This is a genomic window from Rhizobium sp. 42MFCr.1 (genome assembly GCF_000377185.1).
GTDB classification, from domain to species: domain Bacteria; phylum Pseudomonadota; class Alphaproteobacteria; order Rhizobiales; family Rhizobiaceae; genus Rhizobium; species Rhizobium altiplani.
Map to the genome: position 1 here is coordinate 30,433 of NZ_KB897838.1, position 19,993 is coordinate 50,425.

14 protein-coding genes and 1 pseudogene are annotated in these 19,993 nt (G+C 60.9%); 13 read left to right on the top strand and 2 right to left on the bottom strand.

The window, feature by feature from the left end:
- Positions 1–2: 2 nt before the first annotated feature.
- The 9 genes from C934_RS0119550 (at position 3) to murB (ending at position 11,916) form a co-directional block, all read left to right on the top strand.
- Entirely contained in the window at positions 3–1,745 is a 1,743-nt protein-coding gene (locus C934_RS0119550; RefSeq protein WP_018858318.1) for a peptidoglycan D,D-transpeptidase FtsI family protein, read from the top strand.
- 67 nt (positions 1,746–1,812) lie between these two features.
- Positions 1,813–3,273, top strand: a complete 1,461-nt coding sequence (locus C934_RS0119555; RefSeq protein WP_018858319.1) for a UDP-N-acetylmuramoyl-L-alanyl-D-glutamate--2,6-diaminopimelate ligase — start codon at positions 1,813–1,815, stop codon at positions 3,271–3,273.
- Positions 3,270–4,703, top strand: a complete 1,434-nt coding sequence (locus C934_RS0119560; protein ID WP_018858320.1) for a UDP-N-acetylmuramoylalanyl-D-glutamyl-2,6-diaminopimelate--D-alanyl-D-alanine ligase — start codon at positions 3,270–3,272, stop codon at positions 4,701–4,703. Before C934_RS0119555 ends, C934_RS0119560 begins: the two co-directional genes overlap by 4 nt.
- A 22-nt stretch (positions 4,704–4,725) precedes the next feature.
- On the top strand, positions 4,726–5,826 hold the full coding sequence (gene mraY / locus C934_RS0119565) for a phospho-N-acetylmuramoyl-pentapeptide-transferase (RefSeq protein ID WP_018858321.1): 1,101 nt from the start codon (positions 4,726–4,728) through the stop codon (positions 5,824–5,826).
- 7 nt (positions 5,827–5,833) lie between these two features.
- Entirely contained in the window at positions 5,834–7,246 is a 1,413-nt protein-coding gene (gene murD, locus C934_RS0119570) for a UDP-N-acetylmuramoyl-L-alanine--D-glutamate ligase (RefSeq protein WP_018858322.1), read from the top strand.
- 1 nt (position 7,247) lies between these two features.
- On the top strand, positions 7,248–8,402 hold the full coding sequence (ftsW, locus tag C934_RS0119575; RefSeq protein WP_018858323.1) for a putative lipid II flippase FtsW: 1,155 nt from the start codon (positions 7,248–7,250) through the stop codon (positions 8,400–8,402).
- A 6-nt stretch (positions 8,403–8,408) separates the two neighbouring features.
- Entirely contained in the window at positions 8,409–9,533 is a 1,125-nt protein-coding gene (gene murG, locus C934_RS0119580; protein WP_018858324.1) for an undecaprenyldiphospho-muramoylpentapeptide beta-N-acetylglucosaminyltransferase, read from the top strand.
- A complete protein-coding gene (murC, locus tag C934_RS0119585) occupies positions 9,530–10,945 on the top strand; it encodes a UDP-N-acetylmuramate--L-alanine ligase (RefSeq protein ID WP_018858325.1) in 1,416 nt (471 codons plus the stop codon). The genes murG and murC overlap by 4 nt, the downstream gene beginning before the upstream one ends.
- Positions 10,942–11,916, top strand: coding sequence for a UDP-N-acetylmuramate dehydrogenase (gene murB, locus C934_RS0119590; protein WP_018858326.1), 975 nt, complete (start codon positions 10,942–10,944; stop codon positions 11,914–11,916). The genes murC and murB overlap by 4 nt, the downstream gene beginning before the upstream one ends.
- Positions 11,917–11,918: 2 nt before the next feature.
- On the opposite strand, the pseudogene C934_RS32185 reads toward murB, so the two are convergent.
- Both C934_RS32185 and C934_RS0119600 read right to left on the bottom strand, forming a co-directional pair.
- Positions 11,919–13,014 (bottom strand): annotated as a pseudogene (locus tag C934_RS32185) (metallophosphoesterase).
- A gap of 110 nt (positions 13,015–13,124) precedes the next feature.
- The gene (locus tag C934_RS0119600) at positions 13,125–14,429 is read right to left on the bottom strand and encodes an MFS transporter (RefSeq protein WP_018858327.1); all 1,305 of its coding nucleotides are present in this window, start codon (positions 14,427–14,429) and stop codon (positions 13,125–13,127) included.
- A 420-nt stretch (positions 14,430–14,849) separates the two neighbouring features.
- Between C934_RS0119600 and C934_RS0119605 the strand changes: the two genes are divergently transcribed.
- From C934_RS0119605 to ftsZ, 4 genes are read left to right on the top strand one after another with little or no spacing between them, the layout of a single operon-like run.
- Positions 14,850–15,776: a D-alanine--D-alanine ligase gene (locus C934_RS0119605; protein ID WP_018858328.1), complete on the top strand. Its 927-nt coding sequence runs from the start codon at positions 14,850–14,852 to the stop codon at positions 15,774–15,776.
- The gene (locus tag C934_RS0119610) at positions 15,764–16,696 is read left to right on the top strand and encodes a cell division protein FtsQ/DivIB (protein WP_026371941.1); all 933 of its coding nucleotides are present in this window, start codon (positions 15,764–15,766) and stop codon (positions 16,694–16,696) included. Before C934_RS0119605 ends, C934_RS0119610 begins: the two co-directional genes overlap by 13 nt.
- A complete protein-coding gene (gene ftsA, locus C934_RS0119615; RefSeq protein WP_018858330.1) occupies positions 16,693–18,024 on the top strand; it encodes a cell division protein FtsA in 1,332 nt (443 codons plus the stop codon). Before C934_RS0119610 ends, ftsA begins: the two co-directional genes overlap by 4 nt.
- Before the next feature lie 56 nt (positions 18,025–18,080).
- On the top strand, positions 18,081–19,805 hold the full coding sequence (gene ftsZ, locus C934_RS0119620) for a cell division protein FtsZ (protein ID WP_018858331.1): 1,725 nt from the start codon (positions 18,081–18,083) through the stop codon (positions 19,803–19,805).
- The last annotated feature ends 188 nt before the right edge of the window (positions 19,806–19,993 follow it).

The window sequence follows — 19,993 nt, forward strand, 5'->3', positions numbered from 1 at the left end:
AGATGTCGTTTCTTTCACGCATCATGGTCTTGAAGAGCCAGGCGCATTTCTCCGCCGGCACGCACAACCGCCTCGGCGGCAATAGGCCGATCGAGGGATCGCGAAAAAAGAGGGCGGGACAGGCCAAGAGCCGCGTCGGGCTCCTGATCGTCGGCTTCGTTGCTGTTTATTGCGTGATCGGCGGGCGTCTCGTCGAATACGCAGTCCGCGACCCCGATGTCGTGTCCAGTATCCTGCCGCCTGATCGTCTGATGGCGTCGCGCCCGGATATCCTGGACCGAAACGGCGAGGTGCTGGCGACCGATATCCGCACCGTCTCGCTGTTTGCCGAGCCGAACAAGGTTGTCGATCCCGACGAGGCGGTCGAGAAACTCGCCACCGTTATGCCCGACCTCGACATGAAGGGGACTTACAAGAAGCTCGCGAACCGCACGTCCCACTTCGCCTGGCTGCGTCGCCAGCTGACGCCGAAGCAACAGAGCCAGATCCTTGCGCTCGGCATTCCGGGCATCGGCTTCCGCCCTGAGAAGCGCCGCTTTTATCCGGGTGGCGCCACCGCAGCGCACATTCTCGGTTACGTCAACATCGACAACCGCGGCGTTGCCGGCATGGAAAAATACATTGACGATCAGGGCCTTGCCGACCTCGCCTCCGTCGGCATGACAAGCGACCAGCCGCTGGAGCCCGTTCGCCTGTCGATTGACGTCCGCGTCCAGAACATCGTGCGCGATGTCGTCGTCAACGCGGTCAAGAACTACGAGGCCAAGGGCGCCGGCGCTGTCATCCTCGATATTCATACCGGCGAAGTGCTCGGAATGGCATCGGCCCCGGATTTCGATCCGAACAACCCGCTGGAGGGCGCCAAGGAGGGCTGGCTGAACCGCATGTCGAACGGCACGTTCGAAATGGGCTCGACCTTCAAGACGTTCTCGCTTGCCATGGCGCTCGACACGGGCAAGGTCAGCCTGAACGACAGCTTCGATGCGACGCAGCCGATCCGCATCGGCGGCTTCACCATTCACGACTTCCACGGCCAGCGCCGTTGGCTGACGCTGCCTGAGGTGTTCCAGTATTCGTCGAACGTCGGCACAGCTCGCATCATCGACATTGTCGGGATGGATGCTCAGAAGGATTATCTTACGAAGCTCGGCCTTTTGACCAAGATGCAGACCGAACTGCCGGAAGTGAAGATGCCGAGCCAACCGAAGGTTTGGAAGAAGATCAACTCGATCACGATTTCCTTCGGCCACGGCGTTTCCACGACGCCACTGCAGACGGCGGTTGCCGGCGCGGCGCTCGTTAACGGCGGCAAGCTCATCGAGCCAACCTTCCTGCCGCGCAATCGGGAACAGGCGGACGAGGTTGCTGAAGTGGTTGTCAAGAAGTCGACCAGCGACGACGTGCGTTATCTCTTCAAGCTGAACGGCATCAAGGGCTCCGGCCGCAATGCTGACGTCCCCGGCTTCAACGTCGGCGGCAAGACTGGCACGGCTGACAAGGTGGTCAATGGCCGCTATGCGACGAACCTCAACTTCAATGCGTTCCTCGCCGCATTTCCGATCGAGGATCCGAAGTATGTCGTGCTGACGTTCTGCGATGAACCGCACAATGGCGAGAAAGGTCAGAACATCGCCGCGTATACTGCTGCACCGATGGTGAAGAACATCATTGCCCGCGCAGCGCCAATTCTCGGTGTGGAACCCAAGTTCGGTGACGACGGATCGGCCATGTTGGTGTCTTATTGAGTCTGAATGAATGTCGGAGCCGATTCGCCACGGGGGCGCGGCGGCTTGAAAGAGAAAAGTACATTCGATGAACTTGCGAGACATCGCCGGAGATGCATTTCCGGAACTTGAAAATCAATTAGCCGGGTCTGTCGGGGCGCTGGCGGTTTTGGGCATCTCGTCCGACAGCCGCAAGATCGAACGCGGAATGGTGTTTGTAGCTGTCGCCGGGACGAAGGCAGATGGAGCAGGTTTTATCGCCGATGCGGCGACGCGCGGTGCTGTCGTGGCCATTGCCTCCCATGGCATTGATGCTTCCATACCTGTTCTCGTCGTGAACGATCCGCGCCGCTTCCTCTCGATCGCGGCCTCTCACTTCTATGGCAAGCAGCCGGAAACGATGGTTGCCGTGACCGGTACTGCAGGCAAGACGTCGGTTGCCTCCTTTACGCGGCAGATCTGGGCTTATGCCGGCCATCCGGCGGCGATGATCGGTACGACTGGTGTCGTCTCTCCGACACGCAATGAATATGGCTCGCTGACGACGCCCGATCCAGTTTCGCTTCACAAATTACTGGCTGAGCTCTCCGGGGAGGGCGTTACACATGCCTCGATGGAAGCCTCCAGCCATGGCCTCGATCAGGGCCGTCTGGATGGCGTCAGGCTCACTGCCGCTGCCTTTACCAATCTAGGCCGCGATCACATGGACTATCATCCGACGATCGAAAGCTACATGGCCGCGAAGATGCGGCTTTTCGATACGCTGCTGCCAAAGGGCGCACCGGCGGTGATCTTCGCTGACGATGCGTGGTCGGAGCAAGCCGTCAAAGCGGCGCGCGACTCGGGTCATGACGTCCGCACCGTTGGTCGCAAGGGTGACTACCTGACGCTGAAGCGCGTCGAGCATTTCCGCCACAAGCAGGTGGCTGAAATCCATGCCGAGGACGAAATCTTCGAGGTCGACATTCCGCTTGCGGGCGACTTCCAGGTGGCCAATGCGCTCGTCGCGGCAGGTCTCGCCATGTCGACGGGTGTGCCGGCGAAGGTTGCCATGGCGGCCCTCGAAAAGCTGCAGGGCGCATCGGGTCGACTGGAGCTGGTGGGCCACACCAGGGACGGCGCGCTTGCTTATGTTGACTACGCACACAAGCCAGACGCGCTTGCCAACGTCCTGGAATCCGTTCGTCCGTTTACTACGGGCCGCGTCATCGTCGTGTTTGGCTGCGGTGGCGACCGCGATCGCGGCAAGCGCCCGATCATGGGCGAAATCGCCTGCCGTCTGGCCGATGTGGTGATTGTCACGGACGACAATCCGCGCTCCGAAGAGCCGTCGAGCATCCGTGCCGAGATCATGGCGGCCGCTGGCTGCGCAACCGAAATCGGCGACCGCGCCGAGGCGATCCGAACGGCGGTCGGGATGCTGACATCCGGCGACACGCTGATCGTCGCCGGCAAGGGGCACGAGGAAGGGCAGACGATAGGGGGCGTCACCCTGCCGTTTTCGGATCACGCCGAATTGCGTAAGGCTTTGGAGGAGCTGAAACCGTGAACTGGCTTTGGACGACGGAAGACATGATTGCCGCCATGGCAGGGCGGCCGTTCGGCACTTTGCCTGAGGGCATTACCGGGATTTCCATCGACAGCCGCTCCATTGCGCCCGGCGAAGCCTTCTTCGCCATCAAGGGCGACCGCGTCGATGGCCACGACTTCGCGTCGATGGCGATGGCAAACGGAGCCGCTCTTCTCGTCGTCAGCGAAGCGCGCCTGCCAGCCATGGGGCGGCTCACCGTCCCAGTGATCGTTGTCGAAGATGTGTTGGCGGCACTCGGAAAGCTCGGACAGGCTGCTCGCGCCCGTTCGCGCGCCCAGATCATTGCCGTCACCGGTTCGGTCGGCAAGACGACCACCAAGGAGATGCTGCGCCGGGTCTTGTCTCCATCGGGCAAGGTGCACGCTTCCGTTGCCTCATTCAACAATCACTGGGGCGTACCCCTGACGCTCGCCCGGATGCCGCTCGACACGTATTTTGGTGTCTTCGAAGTGGGCATGAACCATCCGGACGAGATCCGCCCGCTGGTCAAGATGATCAAGCCGCATGTCGCCGTGATCACGACAATCGCGCCGGCACACCTTGGCAACTTCAAGAGCATTCGTGAGATCGCGACGGCCAAGGCCGAGATTTTCGAAGGCGTCGTGTCCGGTGGGCAGGTCGTGCTCAATCGAGACAACGACCAGTTCAACTTTCTGGAGCGGACGGCACAAGCTTGCGGTATCCACCACATCCATTCCTTCGGTCAGCACGCGAAAGCGGATTTCCGCCTGGCAGAGTTTAACGGCTCGGACCAGAGTTCGACGCTCTGGATCACCATCGACGGCGACACGAAGGAAGTGGCAATCGGTGCGCCGGGCCGGCACATCGCGGAGAATGCGCTGGCTGCCCTCGGGGTCGTGAAGATAGTCGGTGCGGACATGCAGCAGGCGATCGGCGCCCTCGCGACGCTCCAGCCCGAGAAGGGCAGGGGCCGCCGTCATCGGCTGATGATCGACCACGGCGCCTTCACGGTCATCGACGAGAGCTACAACGCCAATCCCGCCTCTATGAGGGCGGCAATCGCCGTGCTTGCGAGCGCGGTGCCGACGGGGGCGGGGCGGCGCATCGCCGTACTCGGCGACATGCTGGAGATGGGCGACTACGCGGAAAGGGTCCATTCGGATCTGGCGGGGCCGTTGCTTGCTGCCGGCATTGAGCATGTCTGGCTGGCCGGTCGTGAAATGGCTGCGCTGAAGGAATCGCTCCCGGAGAGCGTCCAGGTCGTTCACTACGAGACGACAGAAGAACTAAGCGAATACGTACTGAACTCCGTCGTGGCTGGCGACGTGCTGATGGTAAAATCGTCACTGGGCATAGGTTTCGGAAAGATCGTCGCCGCGCTTCTTGACAAGTTCCCGCCATTTGCCGACACGCAACGCGATTTTTGAGCGGGTAAACAAGGGGCCCTGAATGCTGATTTGGCTTGTCGAACTGTCGGAACACCTGAAATTCTTGAATCTGTTCAGGTACATTACCTTCCGCACGGGCGCCTCCCTGTTTACGTCCGCCTTCATTGTCTTCCTCTTTGGTCCGACGATCATCAACTCGCTGCGCATCCGCCAAGGCAAGGGGCAGCCGATCCGCGCCGACGGTCCGCAGACACACTTCAAGAAGGCAGGTACGCCGACCATGGGCGGCCTGATGATCCTCGCGGGTATCGTCGGGTCGTCGCTGCTATGGGCTGATCTTTCCAACGTCTACGTGGTTGCCACGCTGCTCGTCACCCTCGGTTTCGGCGCGATCGGCTTCTATGACGACTACCTGAAGGTCACCAAGCAAAGCCACAAGGGCTTCTCCGGCAAGGCGCGACTCGGCATCGAGTTCGTGATCGCAGGCATTGCCGTTTACTTCATGATGCGAACGGCGCTTGCATCCGGAACCGCGGGTTCGACCTTCGGCTCATCGATCGCGTTCCCGTTCTTCAAGGACTTCATGATCAACCTCGGCATCATGTTCGTCCTCTTCGGCGGCTTCGTGATCGTCGGTGCCGGCAATGCCGTGAACCTGACCGATGGTCTCGATGGGCTCGCCATCGTGCCGGTGATGATTGCCGCAGCATCCTTCGGGGTGATTGCGTATCTCGCGGGTAACGCCGTCTTTGCAAACTATCTGCAGATCAACTTCGTACCGGGCACCGGCGAGCTCTCGGTGGTGCTTGGGGCCGTCATCGGCGCCGGCCTCGGATTCCTCTGGTTCAACGCGCCGCCCGCCGCAATCTTCATGGGCGACACCGGCTCGCTGGCGCTTGGCGGCACGATCGGCACGGTTGCCGTCGCTACCAAGCATGAGATCGTCATGGCGATCATCGGTGGCCTGTTCGTGATGGAAACGCTCTCGGTCATCATCCAGGTTGGCTACTTCAAGATGACCGGCCGGCGCGTCTTCCTGATGGCGCCGATCCATCACCATTTCGAGAAGAAGGGCTGGACGGAAAGCCAGGTGGTGATCCGGTTCTGGATCATCGCGGTCGGTCTTGCCCTGCTTGGTCTCTCCACCCTGAAGCTGCGGTGAGGCGGCGATGATTCCCGTTACGACGCTATCAGGAAAGAAGGTCGCGCTATTCGGGCTCGGCGGTTCCGGCTTTGCCACGGCGCGCGCGCTGAAACTGGGCGGCGCCGAGGTGACCGCGTGGGATGATAATCCGGATAGCGTTACCAAAGCCGCCGCCGAGGGCATCCATACCGCCGATCTGCGCACCATCGACTGGAGCGCGCAGTCGCTTTTCGTGCTCTCACCGGGTGTGCCGCTGACGCATCCCAAGCCGCACTGGACCGTTGATCTTGCGCGTGCCGCCGGCGTCGATGTCGTCGGCGACGTCCAGCTCTTCGTGCGCGAGCGCCGGGCTCATGCGCCCGATTGCCCGTTCATTGCCATTACCGGTACCAACGGCAAGTCGACGACGACAGCGCTGATCGCGCATATCCTGAAGTCGAGCGGCCGCGATACGCAACTCGGCGGCAATATCGGGACGGCGGTGCTGACGCTCGACCCGCCGAAGGATGGACGTTTTTACGTCGTCGAATGCTCGTCCTACCAGATCGACCTCGCGCCGACGGTCAATCCGTCCGCCGGCATCCTGCTCAACCTGACGCCGGATCATCTCGATCGTCATGGCACGATGCAGCACTATGCCGACATCAAGGAGCGGCTGGTTGCCGGCAGTGACGTCGCCGTCATCGGCGTGGACGACAGCCACTGCCAGATGATCGCGGATCGTATCGAGCGGGCCGGCGGCAAGGTCATGCGCATTTCCCGCCGTCATGCACTTCCCTACGGCATCTACGCGGATGGAACGAAGCTCATCCAGGCCTCGGGAGGCGCAACAAAGTCGATTGCCGATCTCGACGGGATCCAGACGCTGCGCGGCAGCCACAACGCACAGAATGCCGCAGCGGCGCTTGCCGCATGCCTGGCCGTCGGCGTCTCCGAAGAAGAGATACGCGCCGGGCTCGCATCCTTTCCCGGCCTCAAGCACCGGATGCAGCCGGTCGGGCGTCGCGGCAACGTCGTCTTCGTCAACGACTCGAAGGCCACCAACGCCGATGCCGCGGCTCCGGCGTTGTCGAGCTACGACCGCATTTACTGGATCGCCGGCGGCTTGCCGAAAGCCGGAGGCATTACCTCACTGACGGGGTTCTTCCCGCGGATCGCCAAGGCCTATCTGATCGGCGAAGCCGCGGCCGAGTTTGCCGCGACACTCGGCGAGGCCGTGCCCTATGAGATTTCGGGGACGTTGGAGCGCGCCGTCGCTCATGCAGCTGCCGATGCCGAAAAGGACGAAAGCGGTCCTCTGGCCGTGCTGTTATCCCCGGCTTGCGCAAGCTTCGACCAATATAAGAACTTCGAAGTCAGGGGCGATGCATTTGTCAGCCATGTGGCAGCGCTCGACGGAATCACCATGCTGATCGATTCGGCAACAGGAGATAAATAACATGGTAAGCCGCGCGGAACGTGGGCCTCTGGCCGATTGGTTTTGGACCATCGACCGCTTCTTCCTGGCGATGTTCATCTTCCTGATGGGCATCGGCTTCATGCTGTCTTTCGCCGCGTCGCCCGCCGTCGCCGAGCGCATCGGGCTGGAGCCGTTCCACTTCGTCAAGCGCCATGCCGCTTTCATGATCCCGTCGCTCGCGGTGATGGTTGGCCTCTCCTTTCTGACGCCCCGCCAGGTGCGGCGAACGGCGATCATCCTGTTGATCGTCGCCCTTGGCATGATGTTGCTGGCGTTGTTTTTCGGTGTCGAGGTCAAAGGCTCCCGCCGCTGGGTCACGCTTGCCGGCATCTCTATCCAGCCCTCCGAATTCATGAAGCCGGCCTTTGTCGTCGTCTGTGCCTGGCTCTTTGCCGAGCATGCAAGGCAGCCGGAGATTCCGGGTAACCTGTTTGCCATCATACTTTTCGGCATTGTCGCTGCACTTCTGGTCGCGCAGCCCGACCTTGGGCAAACGATCCTGACGACGGCGGTGTGGGGCGGCATGTTCTTCATGGCCGGCATGCCGTGGATCTGGATCATCCTGCTCGGCGCAGGCGGTGTCGGCGGCCTTGTCAGCGCCTATTACATCTTCCCGCACGTGGCGCTGCGCATCGACAAGTTCCTGACCGGCGAAGGTGATACTTTTCAGATCGACACGGCACGCGAAGCCATCATTCGTGGCGATTGGTTCGGCCAGGGACCTGGCGAGGGCATCGTCAAGCGGATCATCCCCGACGCGCATACCGACTTCATCTTCTCGGTCGCGGCCGAAGAGTTCGGCATCGTCTTCTGCATGGCGCTCGTTGCGCTGTTTTCCGTCCTCGTGCTGCGCGGTCTCTCGCATGCCTACAAGGAGCGGAACGACTTCAACCGCTTTGCCGTCGCTGGCCTCGTGCTGCAGATCGGCATACAGTCGATCATCAACGTAGGCGTCAATCTCGAACTGCTACCGGCGAAAGGCATGACCCTGCCGCTGATTTCCTACGGCGGTTCGTCCATGGTCGCCATCTGCGTTACCGCGGGGTTCATTCTCGCGCTGACGCGTCACAGGCCGGAAAAACGTGCGCAGGATCGGAGCCTCTTCCGCGTCGCGCACGGAATGCCGGCGGAGTAATTGCTTATGAGTAAAGGCATTGTCCTGCTTGCCGCCGGGGGAACCGGCGGTCATGTGTTTCCTGCGGAGGCTCTGGCCTACAAGCTGAAGGAGCGCGGCTATTCCGTGCACCTGGTCACCGATAGCCGTGCCGAGCGTTATGCCGGCAAATTCCCGGCCGATGAGATTCATGTCGTGCCGTCGTCGACGATAGGCTCCAAGAATCCGGTCGCTGTCGCGCGCTCGCTGTGGACGCTGTGGACCGGAATGCGGGCTGCCAAGAAGCTTATCGCGCGTCTCAAGCCTGTGGTGGTCGTTGGCTTCGGCGGGTATCCCACCGTACCGCCGCTGCTCGCTGCAACGCGCCTCGGCGTGCCTGCGATGATCCACGAGCAGAACGCCGTGATGGGCCGCGCCAACAAGGCGCTGGCTAGCCGTATGCAGGCGATTGCAGGCGGGTTCCTGCCCGAAGGCGACGGCCAGTTTCCGAGCAAGACGGTGACAACGGGCAATCCGGTGCGACCGGCCATCATCGAGGCGGCGAAAGTGCCGTATTCTCCGTCCAATCCCGGTGAGCCTTTCAATCTCGTCGTCTTTGGCGGCAGCCAGGGCGCGCAGTATTTCTCCAAGGCGATGCCGACAGCCATCAGCTTGCTCGAGGACGGGCTTCGCGATCGCCTGCGCATCACCCAGCAAGTGCGTCCGGAAGATATGGGCATGTTGAGCGCTTGCGTCGCTCAATTGAAGATGGCTGCTGATACGGCGCCGTTCTTCAGCGACATGGCCGAACGACTTGCCGCGGCACATCTCGTCATCTGCCGTTCCGGTGCATCCACGGTTTCGGAGATTTCCGTGATCGGGCGGCCGGCAGTGCTTGTGCCTTACCCACATGCTTTGGACCACGATCAGGCGGCGAACGCGGCAGCGCTTGCGGCGACCGGCGGAGCCAAGGTCATTCCGCAGGCCGAGCTTTGGCCGGAGAAGATCGCTTCGATACTCACCCATGCGATGAACGATCCGGAAAAGCTCGCCCGGATGGCCGCTGCAGCCAGGCAAGCGGGTAAACCCGACGCTGCGAACTTGCTTGCCGACATGGTAGAGGCTATTGCGGCACGACGTACAATTGCAGAGTTCAAGGGGAAACGCGCATGAAAATGCCGAAGGCCATCGGCCTCGTTCATTTCATCGGCATCGGCGGCATCGGCATGAGCGGCATTGCCGAGGTGCTCCACAATCTCGGTCACCGCGTGCAGGGATCGGATCAGGCCGACAGCGCCAACGTGCAACGCTTGCGTGACAAGGGCATCGAAGTCTTCGTCGGCCACAAGGCAGAAAACCTCGGTGACGCCGAAGTGGTGGTCGTCTCGACTGCGATCAAGAAGAACAACCCCGAGCTTGTCGCGGCGCGTGAAAAGCTGCTGCCGGTCGTTCGCCGGGCGGAGATGCTTGCCGAATTGATGCGGTTCCGCAATGCGATCGCGATCGGCGGTACGCATGGCAAGACCACAACCACGTCGCTGGTGGCAACGCTGTTGGAGGCAGGCGGTCTCGACCCTACCGTCATCAACGGCGGTATCATCAATGCCTATGGCACCAACGCTCGCATGGGTGAGGGTGAGTGGATGGTGGTGGAGGCCGACGAGTCCGACGGCACGTTCCTGAAGCTTCCCGCCGACGTTGCCGTCATCACTAACATCGACCCCGAGCATCTGGACCACTACGGCAATTTCGATGCGGTTCGCGGCGCATTCCGCCAGTTCGTCGAGAACGTGCCGTTCTACGGCTTCGGCGTGCTGTGCCTCGACCATCCGGAAGTCCAGGCGCTCGTCGGCCGGATCGAGGACCGCAAGATCGTTACCTATGGCGAGAATCCGCAGGCCGACGTTCGTTTCATGAATGTCCGTGTCGACGGTCCGCGCTCGATCTTCGACGTAGAGATCCGCCGCCGGAGAACCGGGCAGGTGATCAGGCTCGACAATCTCGTGATGCCGATGCCCGGACGGCACAACATATCCAATGCCACCGCCGCGATCGCGGTTGCCAATCGCCTCGGTATGTCCAGCGAGGACATTGCCAAGGGACTGGCCTCCTTCGGCGGCGTCAAGCGCCGCTTCACGCTGACCGGCGAATGGAATGGCGTCCAGATCTTCGACGACTACGGCCACCATCCTGTCGAGATCAAAGCCGTGCTGCGCGCTGCGCGCGAAGCCTGCAAGGGTCGCGTGATCGCAGTTCATCAGCCGCATCGCTATTCGCGGCTATCCAGCCTCTTCGAGGAGTTCGCGTCTTGCTTCAACGATGCGGACAGCATTTTCCTCGCGCCTGTCTATGCGGCGGGTGAGGATCCGATCGAAGGGGTGAATTCCGAGGCACTCGTATCCCGGATCAAATCGGGCGGTCACCGCGATGCCCGCTTCCTGCCTTCCCAAGAGCTTTTGCCTGAAATGGTCGCAGAGATTGCAAAGCCGGGGGATTTTGTGGTTCTGTTGGGGGCTGGGAGTATCACATACTGGGCGGCAGCGTTGCCCAAGCAATTGGAAAGCCTTTCGGGAATATCTGCATGAAACAGGTGAATGGGGAAAAGCTTCTTGCGTCGCTCGGCGACGGTGTAAAGAACATCCGCGGTAGGATCACGCCGGATGCGCCGATGGACCGCGTCACGTGGTTCCACGCTGGCGGTCTGGCCGAGTTGATGTTCCAGCCGCATGATGAGGACGACCTGATTGCTTTCCTCAAGCTTTTGCCGGAGGAAGTCCCGGTCACCGTCGTTGGCGTCGGATCGAACATCCTGGTTCGTGACGGCGGCATTCCCGGCGTGGTGTTGCGGCTTTCGGCAAAGGGCTTCGGCGCCGTCGAGCTTGCGGGCGAGAACCGCATACGCGCTGGTGCGATCTGCCCCGATAAGCATGTCGCAGCCATGGCTATGGACAACGGCATCGGCGGCTTCCATTTCTACTACGGTATTCCCGGCAGCATTGGTGGCGCAGCGCGCATGAACGCCGGCGCCAACGGCGGGGAGACGCGCGAGCGGCTCGTCGAGGTGAATGCGGTTGATCGCAAGGGCAACAAGCTTGTCCTGTCGAACGCGGATATGGGCTATTCCTACCGTCATTCATCGGTGCCGAGCGATCTGATTTTCACCTCGGTGCTCTTCGAAGGGTACAGCGAGGACCGCGCCAAGATCCGGGCCGAGATGGATGCCGTGCGCAGTCATCGTGAAACGGTCCAGCCGATCCGCGAGAAGACCGGCGGCTCGACCTTCAAGAATCCGGACGGCCATTCCGCCTGGAAGCTCATCGACGAAGCGGGATGCCGCGGGCTGGTGATCGGTGGCGCCCAGATGTCGTCGCTTCATTGCAATTTCATGATCAACATGGGGCAGGCGACGGGATATGATCTCGAATATCTCGGCGAACAGGTCCGTCGCGAAGTCTTCGAAAAATCCGGTATCAAGCTCGAGTGGGAAATCAAGCGTCTCGGCGTCTTCATGCCAGGACGTGAGGTTCGTCCTTTCCAAGGCGTAACCAACGAGTAACGTTAGGTGAGGCGTTTGCTGAAGGCGGTGGAGAAAGTTACGCCGCCCCTGTCGTCACTGGCTTCGCCGATCGCTACATCCATCGTGTTGCTTGTCACCCGGACAAGGCAGAAGCCGCCCATGAAGGCGGCTTTTGCTTTGAAAACGTCCAGCTTGCCGACCCGATAGGCCATCGGCGTGTTGTGCTCGTGGCCGTGGAAAATACCGATTACGTTGTAGCCTTCGAGGGTTGCGAGGAGTTCCTGACGTTCCGATTCACCCCACCAGTGGGGCGCACCGCTTCCTCTTAACGTGAATGTCTTCATTTCAGGATTCCAGCGCTCGAGGGAAAACCGGTCCCATCCATAGTGCTGGAAGATGACCACCGGGCGGCCATCGGACGCATAGGTCTCGAGATCGCGTTTCATCCAATCGAGGCTGCTCGCTGAACCTCTTGTGTTGTCCCAGCGTAACGCTGCGCCTGAATCAGATGCAGGCCACCCCAATTCCAGGAGTAGTTGTCCGATGCTTCGTCGTAGTTGTCGACAGGCACCAGCGGCTTGAAGAAGACGCTCGGCTTGTGGTTCATCTGCACGTAATCACGCAGTTCGTCGCGGTACCAATCGATTTGCGGCGGGCGCCCGTCCTGATCGAGATCGTGGTTGCCGAGCCCAACATAGACGGGAAAGTGCACGTGGTCGGCACCGCGTCCTTGCTGGTAGCGTTGAGAAGACTCCAGTAGCTGCGACCCTTCTGCGAACTCCGCAGTCTGGCCGCCGCCATCATCGGTCACATCGCCACACACGGTAATGCCCTGCGGCCTCGCAATCGGCTGACCGGCGAGCAGAAGGCCGCTCGGCTCCCCTGCGATCTCAGTGGGCCATGCCTGGTGGTGAATGCCGTTGAGCGCAAGAATGTGACGGAGCAGGTTTGCGTCGGTCTTGCCTTCACACTGGCAGTTGGGACTTAGCCCGTCTCCGAAGCGGCACGCATGGACGTCGTTGATGACAAGGAAGGTGACATTGATCGGCGGGACGCTGGCCGGCTCGCAATGGACGGCAGTGTCAGCGAGATTCCGGCGCCTACACTTTGTGCCAGCAGTGATCGTCGTGTCAGCATCCCGGCTCTCCCCGTTTTCGAGAATCTAGGGGCAAGGCGTTAGCCGGCAACAATGAAAAGGGCCGCGGCAGTTTCCCGTCGCGGCCCTTCGAACTGGACTGTTTTCGTGATCAGACTTCGTTGCGGCCGGAGGCCAGAATGCAGATCAAGGTGATGACGGCAGAAAGACCGAGATAGTAGCCGACATATTGCATGCCGTAGTTTGCCTGCAGCCAAGTGGCAATGTAGGGCGCCAGCGAAGCGCCGAAGATGCCGGCAAGGTTGAAGGTGATCGACGAGCCGGTATAGCGCACGGCAGTCGGGAAGGGCGCAGCAAGCGCCGTGCCGATCAGACCGTAAGTCATGCCCATCAGCGCCATGGAGACGATCGCGAACACAACAATGCTGCCTTCGCCGCCGGTCATCAGACCGGGCAGGAAGAACGAGAAGATACCGATCAGCAAGGTGGTGAGGATCAGCATCTCGCGGCGGCCGAAGCGCTCGGCGAGTTTGCCTGATATCGGGATGAAGATACCGAAGGCGACGGAACCGACGATCTGGATCTTAAGCGCGTCCGGGAACGGGATCTTCAGGACCTTGACATTGTAAGACAGAAGGTAAGCCGAGCCGATGTAGAACAGCACGAAAGTGGCGAGCGCCACGAAGGTGCCGAGGAACAGGCTGCGCTTGTGCTTGCGGAAGAGTTCGGCAACCGGGACTGCAACGCGCTCCTGCTTGTCAATCGCCTTCTGGAACGCCGGCGTTTCGGTGATCGAGAGACGAACCCAGAGACCGATGGCGATCAGCAGAATCGAAGAGATGAACGGCACGCGCCAGCCCCAACTCAGCAGATCATCTTGCGACATGACCTGCAGCAGCAGCCAGAAGATGCCCGAGGAGAGGAACAGGCCGACCGGCGCGCCGAGCTGCGGGAACATGCCGTACCAGCTGCGCTTGCCTTCCGGTGCATTCTCGGTGGCGAGCAGCACGGCGCCGCCCCATTCACCGCCTAGGCCAAAGCCCTGGCCGAAGCGGCAGAGCGCGAGCAGCAGCGGCGCGAGAACGCCAATCGACTCGTAGGAGGGCAGAAGACCGATCACGACCGTCGAAATGCCCATGGTGAGCAGGGCGGCGACGAGCGTCGTCTTGCGGCCGATCCTGTCGCCGAAATGGCCGAAGACTACGGCGCCCAGTGGACGGGCGAAGAAGGCGATCGAGAAGGTTGCAAAGGAAGCAAGCAGGGCCGTGGTCGGATCACTGTTCGGGAAGAACAGCGTCGGGAAGATCAGCACGGCGGCTGTGGCGTAAACGTAAAAATCGAAGAATTCGATCGTGGTGCCGACAAGGCTCGCGATCAGAACACGCGCCGGCGAGTTGACTTGCGCATTGTTCGATAAAGCGGGCGTCGGCGATACTCTGGATATCGCGTCTGACATTTTCATTCCAATTGGGATTACACCGGTGCCCTTGGGAGGCAGACGGCTCTTAACGCAATTTTAATTCGGCGCAAATGCCCACCGAGTAACAAACGCAAAAAAAATTAGTACGCTTTGCATTTTTCCGACGATTCGGCGCTTCTGGGTGGCCGAACCTCAAAGTTGACGGGCGGAAAAGCCATCGAACTGGTGCGAATTCCTGATGGGATGCTGCACGAAAGCCGCCGTTGTCGTGGGGTTTTCTGAACGTTGCACGGCCTTCCTCCGGAGGGGCGTTCGAGGCAAAAATTAACGAAAGTAAACACTTCATTAACCATAATCAGGCTCTAATACACCTGCGTCACCGAGCGAGATTCGGACGGGAAACAAGCTTGGTGCAAGCGTCGAAATTCACAGTGCAGGTTATTTTTGGGGGTGTTGATGAGTCGCAAGCATGTCGCTGTCCTGATGGGCGGGTTTTCCTCGGAGAGGCCGGTAAGCCTTTCCTCCGGGACGGCGTGCGCGGACGCTCTCGAGGCTGAGGGCTTCCAGGTGACGCGGATTGACGTCGATCGCGATGTGTCTGCCAAGCTTGCTGCCTTGCGGCCCGATGTCGTCTTCAATGCGCTGCACGGCCCCTATGGCGAGGATGGCACGATCCAGGGCGTCCTCGAATATCTTGAGATTCCCTATACGCACTCCGGCGTGCTTGCGTCAGCGCTCGCCATGGACAAGGAGAAGGCCAAGGGCGTTGCAGCTGCTGTCGGCATTCCGGTTGCTCAATCCGAGGTGATCAATCGATTCGCCTTTCCGGCGGAGCACCCGATGAAACCTCCCTACGTCGTGAAGCCTGTGCGCGAGGGTTCCAGCTTCGGCGTAGTGATCGTTCAGGAAGATCAATCCCATCCTCCGCAAATCATCAGCTCTCCGGAATGGCGCTATGGCGAGCAGGTTCTTGTCGAGCGCTACATCTACGGTCGAGAGCTGACCTGCGGTGTGATGGGCGATCAAGTGCTCGGCGTCACCGAAATCGTGCCGGTCGGGCATGGCTTCTACGACTACGATGCCAAGTACGTGGCAGGTGGATCGAAACACGTCATTCCGGCGGAAATTTCACCGAATATTTACCAAAAAATACAATCATTGGCGTTAAGGGCGCATCAAGCAATTGGTTGCCGTGGCGTGAGTCGCTCCGACTTTCGTTACGACGATCGCTTCTCCGAAGATGGTGAAATCATCTGGCTGGAAATCAATACTCAGCCAGGCATGACTCCAACCTCCCTGGTGCCCGAAATGGCCGGTCATGCCGGCTACACGTTTGGTGAATTTCTCCGTTGGATGGTGGAGGACGCTTCTTGTTCTCGGTGACGGTCAAAAGAATAGGGCGCCCAAGTCATCAGGCGGAGCTCTCGTTTCCCGAGGGTGATGGTCGGTTGGTTCTGCCGCGCCCGCTGCGTCGCGTTGTGCGCTTTCTTGTCAGCCTCGGGAGTGGCCGCATCCATATTCCGGCTCACGTTGGGACGGTATCCGCCTTGGCATTCTTTGCGGCGACGGGTCTCTACGGCATGTCGCTCGGTGGTCACACCGAAGCGGTTGCGCAGGCGACGACGACGGCTGCAGGCTTTGCGATTGATGACGTGAAGGTGTCCGGCAATTCCGAGACCTCCGAAATCGAGATCCTGCAGTTGTTGGGGCTGGACGGTACGACCTCGCTCGTGGCGCTCGATGTCGATGCCGCGCGTCAGAAGATCGCGAAACTTCCCTGGGTCGAGAATGTCGAAGTTCGCAAGGTCTATCCGAAGACGATCGAGGTAAAGCTCACGGAGCGACAGGCTTACGCCATCTGGCAGCATGGTCAGGAACTCTCTCTCGTGGAGAAGGGTGGCTCGGTCATCGCTCCGCTTCGTGACAATAAGTTTTCGCAGTTGCCGCTGGTGGTTGGTCGCGGTGCTGAAGTTGCCGCAACCTCGCTCGAAACCGAATTTGCGAAGTGGCCGGAGATCAGGGCGCGGGTAAAGGCCTACGTCTGGGTGTCGGGTCGCCGCTGGGATCTGCACATGGACAACGGCGTTGCGGTGAAGTTGCCGGAAGACGATGTCGATCTGGCTCTGGCGCGGCTGTCGAAGTTCATGAAGGAGCAGGACCTTCTGGAGCGCGACATCGCTGCGGTCGATCTCAGGCTCACCGACCGCACGGCAATTCAGTTGACGCCGGAAGCCATGGCGCGCCGGCAACTTGTGCTTGATCAGCGGACCAAGGATTTGAAGAAGGCGGGGCAAAATATATGAGCTTGTTCGGTTCGTCCCATTTCGGATTGCCGCGCCTGAAGCCGCTTTCGTCGAAGCGGTCCCACGTCGTTTCGGTGCTCGACATCGGATCGACGAAGGTCGTCTGCATGATCGGCCGCCTGACGCCTCGCGAGGAAAGCCAGGTGCTGCCCGGCCGCACGCACAACATTGAAATCATTGGGATTGGCCACCAGCGTTCGCGCGGCATCAAGACCGGCGCGATTTCCGACCTCGATGCGCTGGAAAGCGTGATTCGCCTTGCTGTCGATGCCGCCGAGCGCATGGCCGGCCTGACGGTCGAAAGCCTGATCGTTAACGTCACGGCCGGTCGTCTGACGAGCGATATCTACACCGCAACCATCGATCTCGGTGGCCAGGAAGTCGAACTGAACGACCTCAAGAAGGTTCTGTCGGCAGCCTGCCAGCAGTCGCTGCGCCAGGATCGTGCCGTGCTGCATTCGCTGGCAACCGGCTTCTCGCTCGACGGCGAACGCGGTATCCGAGATCCCTTGTCGATGTACGGTGACGTTCTCGGCGTCGACATGCACGTCGTCACCGCTGAGCGTACCGCGCTTAAAAATCTCGAGCTCAGCGTCAATCGCGCTCACCTCTCGGTTGAGGGAATCGTTGCGACGCCGTATGCTTCCGGTCTGGCAGCTCTCGTCGACGATGAAGTCGAGCTGGGCTGCGCGGCGATCGATATGGGGGGCGGAACGACGACGATTTCGGTCTTTGCAGAAGGTAAGCTGGTGCACACGGATGCCGTCAGCCTCGGCGGCCATCACGTCACTACGGACCTCGCCCGCGGCCTTTCGACCCGTATCGAAGATGCCGAGCGCCTCAAGGTCGTTCATGCTTCCGCAATGCCGAACTCCTCGGACGAGCGCGAGTTGATCTCGATCCCGCCGATCGGCGAAGACGAACGCGACCTGCCGACGCAAGTGCCGCGCGCTTTGGTATCGCGCATTGTCAGCGCCCGTATCGAGGAAACCATGGAATTGATCCGCGACCGCATCCAGCGCTCGGGCTTCAGCCCGATCGTCGGCAAGCGCGTCGTGCTGACGGGTGGTGCGAGCCAGCTGACCGGCCTTGCCGAAGTTGCGCGTCGCATTCTTGCCCGCAACGTCAGAATCGGTCGTCCGATGGGCGTCTCGGGCCTGCCGACTGCAGCGAAGGGCCCAGCCTTTTCGACGGCCGTCGGTCTGATGATCTATCCGCAGGTCGCGGACCAGGAAACACATGCGTCACAGAGCGGTCTGCTCATGTCGCTTGGGGGAAATACCAGCCGCTTTGCCCGCATGGGGCAGTGGTTGAAAGAGAGCTTCTGACAATTGAGTGAATTGGCCGGCGTGGCGATGCGGCCATAAAGAGAAGGAACGGTAACATGACTATCAAGCTGCAAAAGCCGGATATCACTGAGCTTAAGCCGCGTATCACCGTGTTCGGTGTTGGCGGCGGCGGCGGCAACGCTGTCAACAACATGATCTCCGCTGGCCTCCAGGGCGTCGACTTCGTCGTTGCCAACACGGATGCCCAGGCCCTGACGATGACCAAGGCGGAGCGCATCATCCAGCTCGGCGCCAACGTCACTGAAGGTCTCGGTGCTGGTTCGCAGCCGGAAGTCGGCCGTGCCGCAGCCGAAGAGTGCATCGATGAAATCATCGATCACCTGAACGGTACGCACATGTGCTTCGTCACCGCCGGCATGGGCGGCGGCACCGGCACCGGCGCTGCTCCTGTTGTCGCTCAGGCGGCTCGAAACAAGGGCATCCTCACGGTCGGCGTCGTTACCAAGCCTTTCCACTTCGAGGGCGGTCGCCGCATGCGTCTGGCCGAAGCCGGAATCGAAGAGCTGCAGAAGTCGGTCGACACGCTGATCGTCATTCCGAACCAGAACCTCTTCCGCATTGCCAACGACAAGACGACCTTTGCCGACGCTTTCGCGATGGCTGACCAGGTACTCTACTCCGGCGTTGCCTGCATCACCGACCTGATGGTGAAGGAAGGTCTCATCAACCTCGACTTCGCCGACGTCCGTTCGGTCATGCGCGAAATGGGCCGCGCGATGATGGGCACCGGCGAAGCATCCGGCCAGGGCCGCGCGATGCAGGCTGCCGAAGCTGCAATCGCCAACCCACTGCTCGACGAAACGTCGATGAAGGGCGCACAGGGCCTGCTGATCTCGATCACCGGCGGTCGCGACCTGACCCTCTTCGAAGTCGACGAAGCTGCGACCCGCATCCGCGAGGAAGTCGATCCGGACGCGAACATCATCCTCGGCGCGACGTTCGACGAGTCGCTCGAAGGCATCATCCGCGTTTCCGTTGTTGCTACCGGTATCGATCGTGCGATCAATGCCGCGGCAGGAAAGACCTTCCAGCCGGCAGCGAAGCCGATCGTGCGTCCTTCCGCGGCCGTTGCTCCGGCTCCGGCCGCTGTTCAGCCTGCACCTGTCATGCAGCAGGCACCCAAGCCCGTCGACTCGGTTGCACAGGCAATCCGCACGGCCGAGGCCGAGATGGAACGCGAGCTCGAGATCCACGCTCCGCGTGCTGCAGCTCCGGTGCAGCAGCCGGCAATGCAGGAGACCTTCCGCCCACAGAGCAAGATCTTCGCTGCTCCGGAAGCCGCTCCCGTCATTCGCCCCGCCCCGGTTCAGCAGGCTCCCGTTCACGCGACTGTTATCAGCCAGCCGGCTCCGCAGCCGGTCATGAGCCAGCCGGCTCCGGTCATGCAGCAGCCGATGGCCGCCCAGCAGGCCGTTCGCATGCCGAAGGTGGAAGACTTTCCGCCGGTCGTGCAGGCCGAGATCGACCGTCGCTCGCAGCCGGCCGCTCCGTCTCACGCCCACGAAGAGCGTGGCCCGATGGGGCTCCTGAAGCGGATCACCAACTCACTTGGTCGCCGCGAAGAGGAAGTTGCGCCAGAGATGACCTCGGCTCCGGCTGCGGCATCGCAGCAGCGCCGACCGCTTTCTCCAGAAGCCAGCCTCTATGCGCCGCGTCGCGGAAATCTCGACGATCAGGGCCGAAGCGTTCCGCAAGCTCGCATGATGCAGGAAGACGATCAGCTTGAAATTCCTGCGTTCCTGCGCCGCCAGTCGAACTGAGGCAAGGGTCAGAATCGCCACAAGGATGCCCGGGAGTACGCTCCCGGGCATTGCCGTTTCAAAGCTCTGAATTCGACACGAATTGCGGTGTTATTTCAAAGGCATGCTTTCGTAACAATGCGAAAGAAACAGTGATTTGGATTGGAACCCGGGCGCACGTATGTATGTGCTCAAGGAACCGTCTTCTT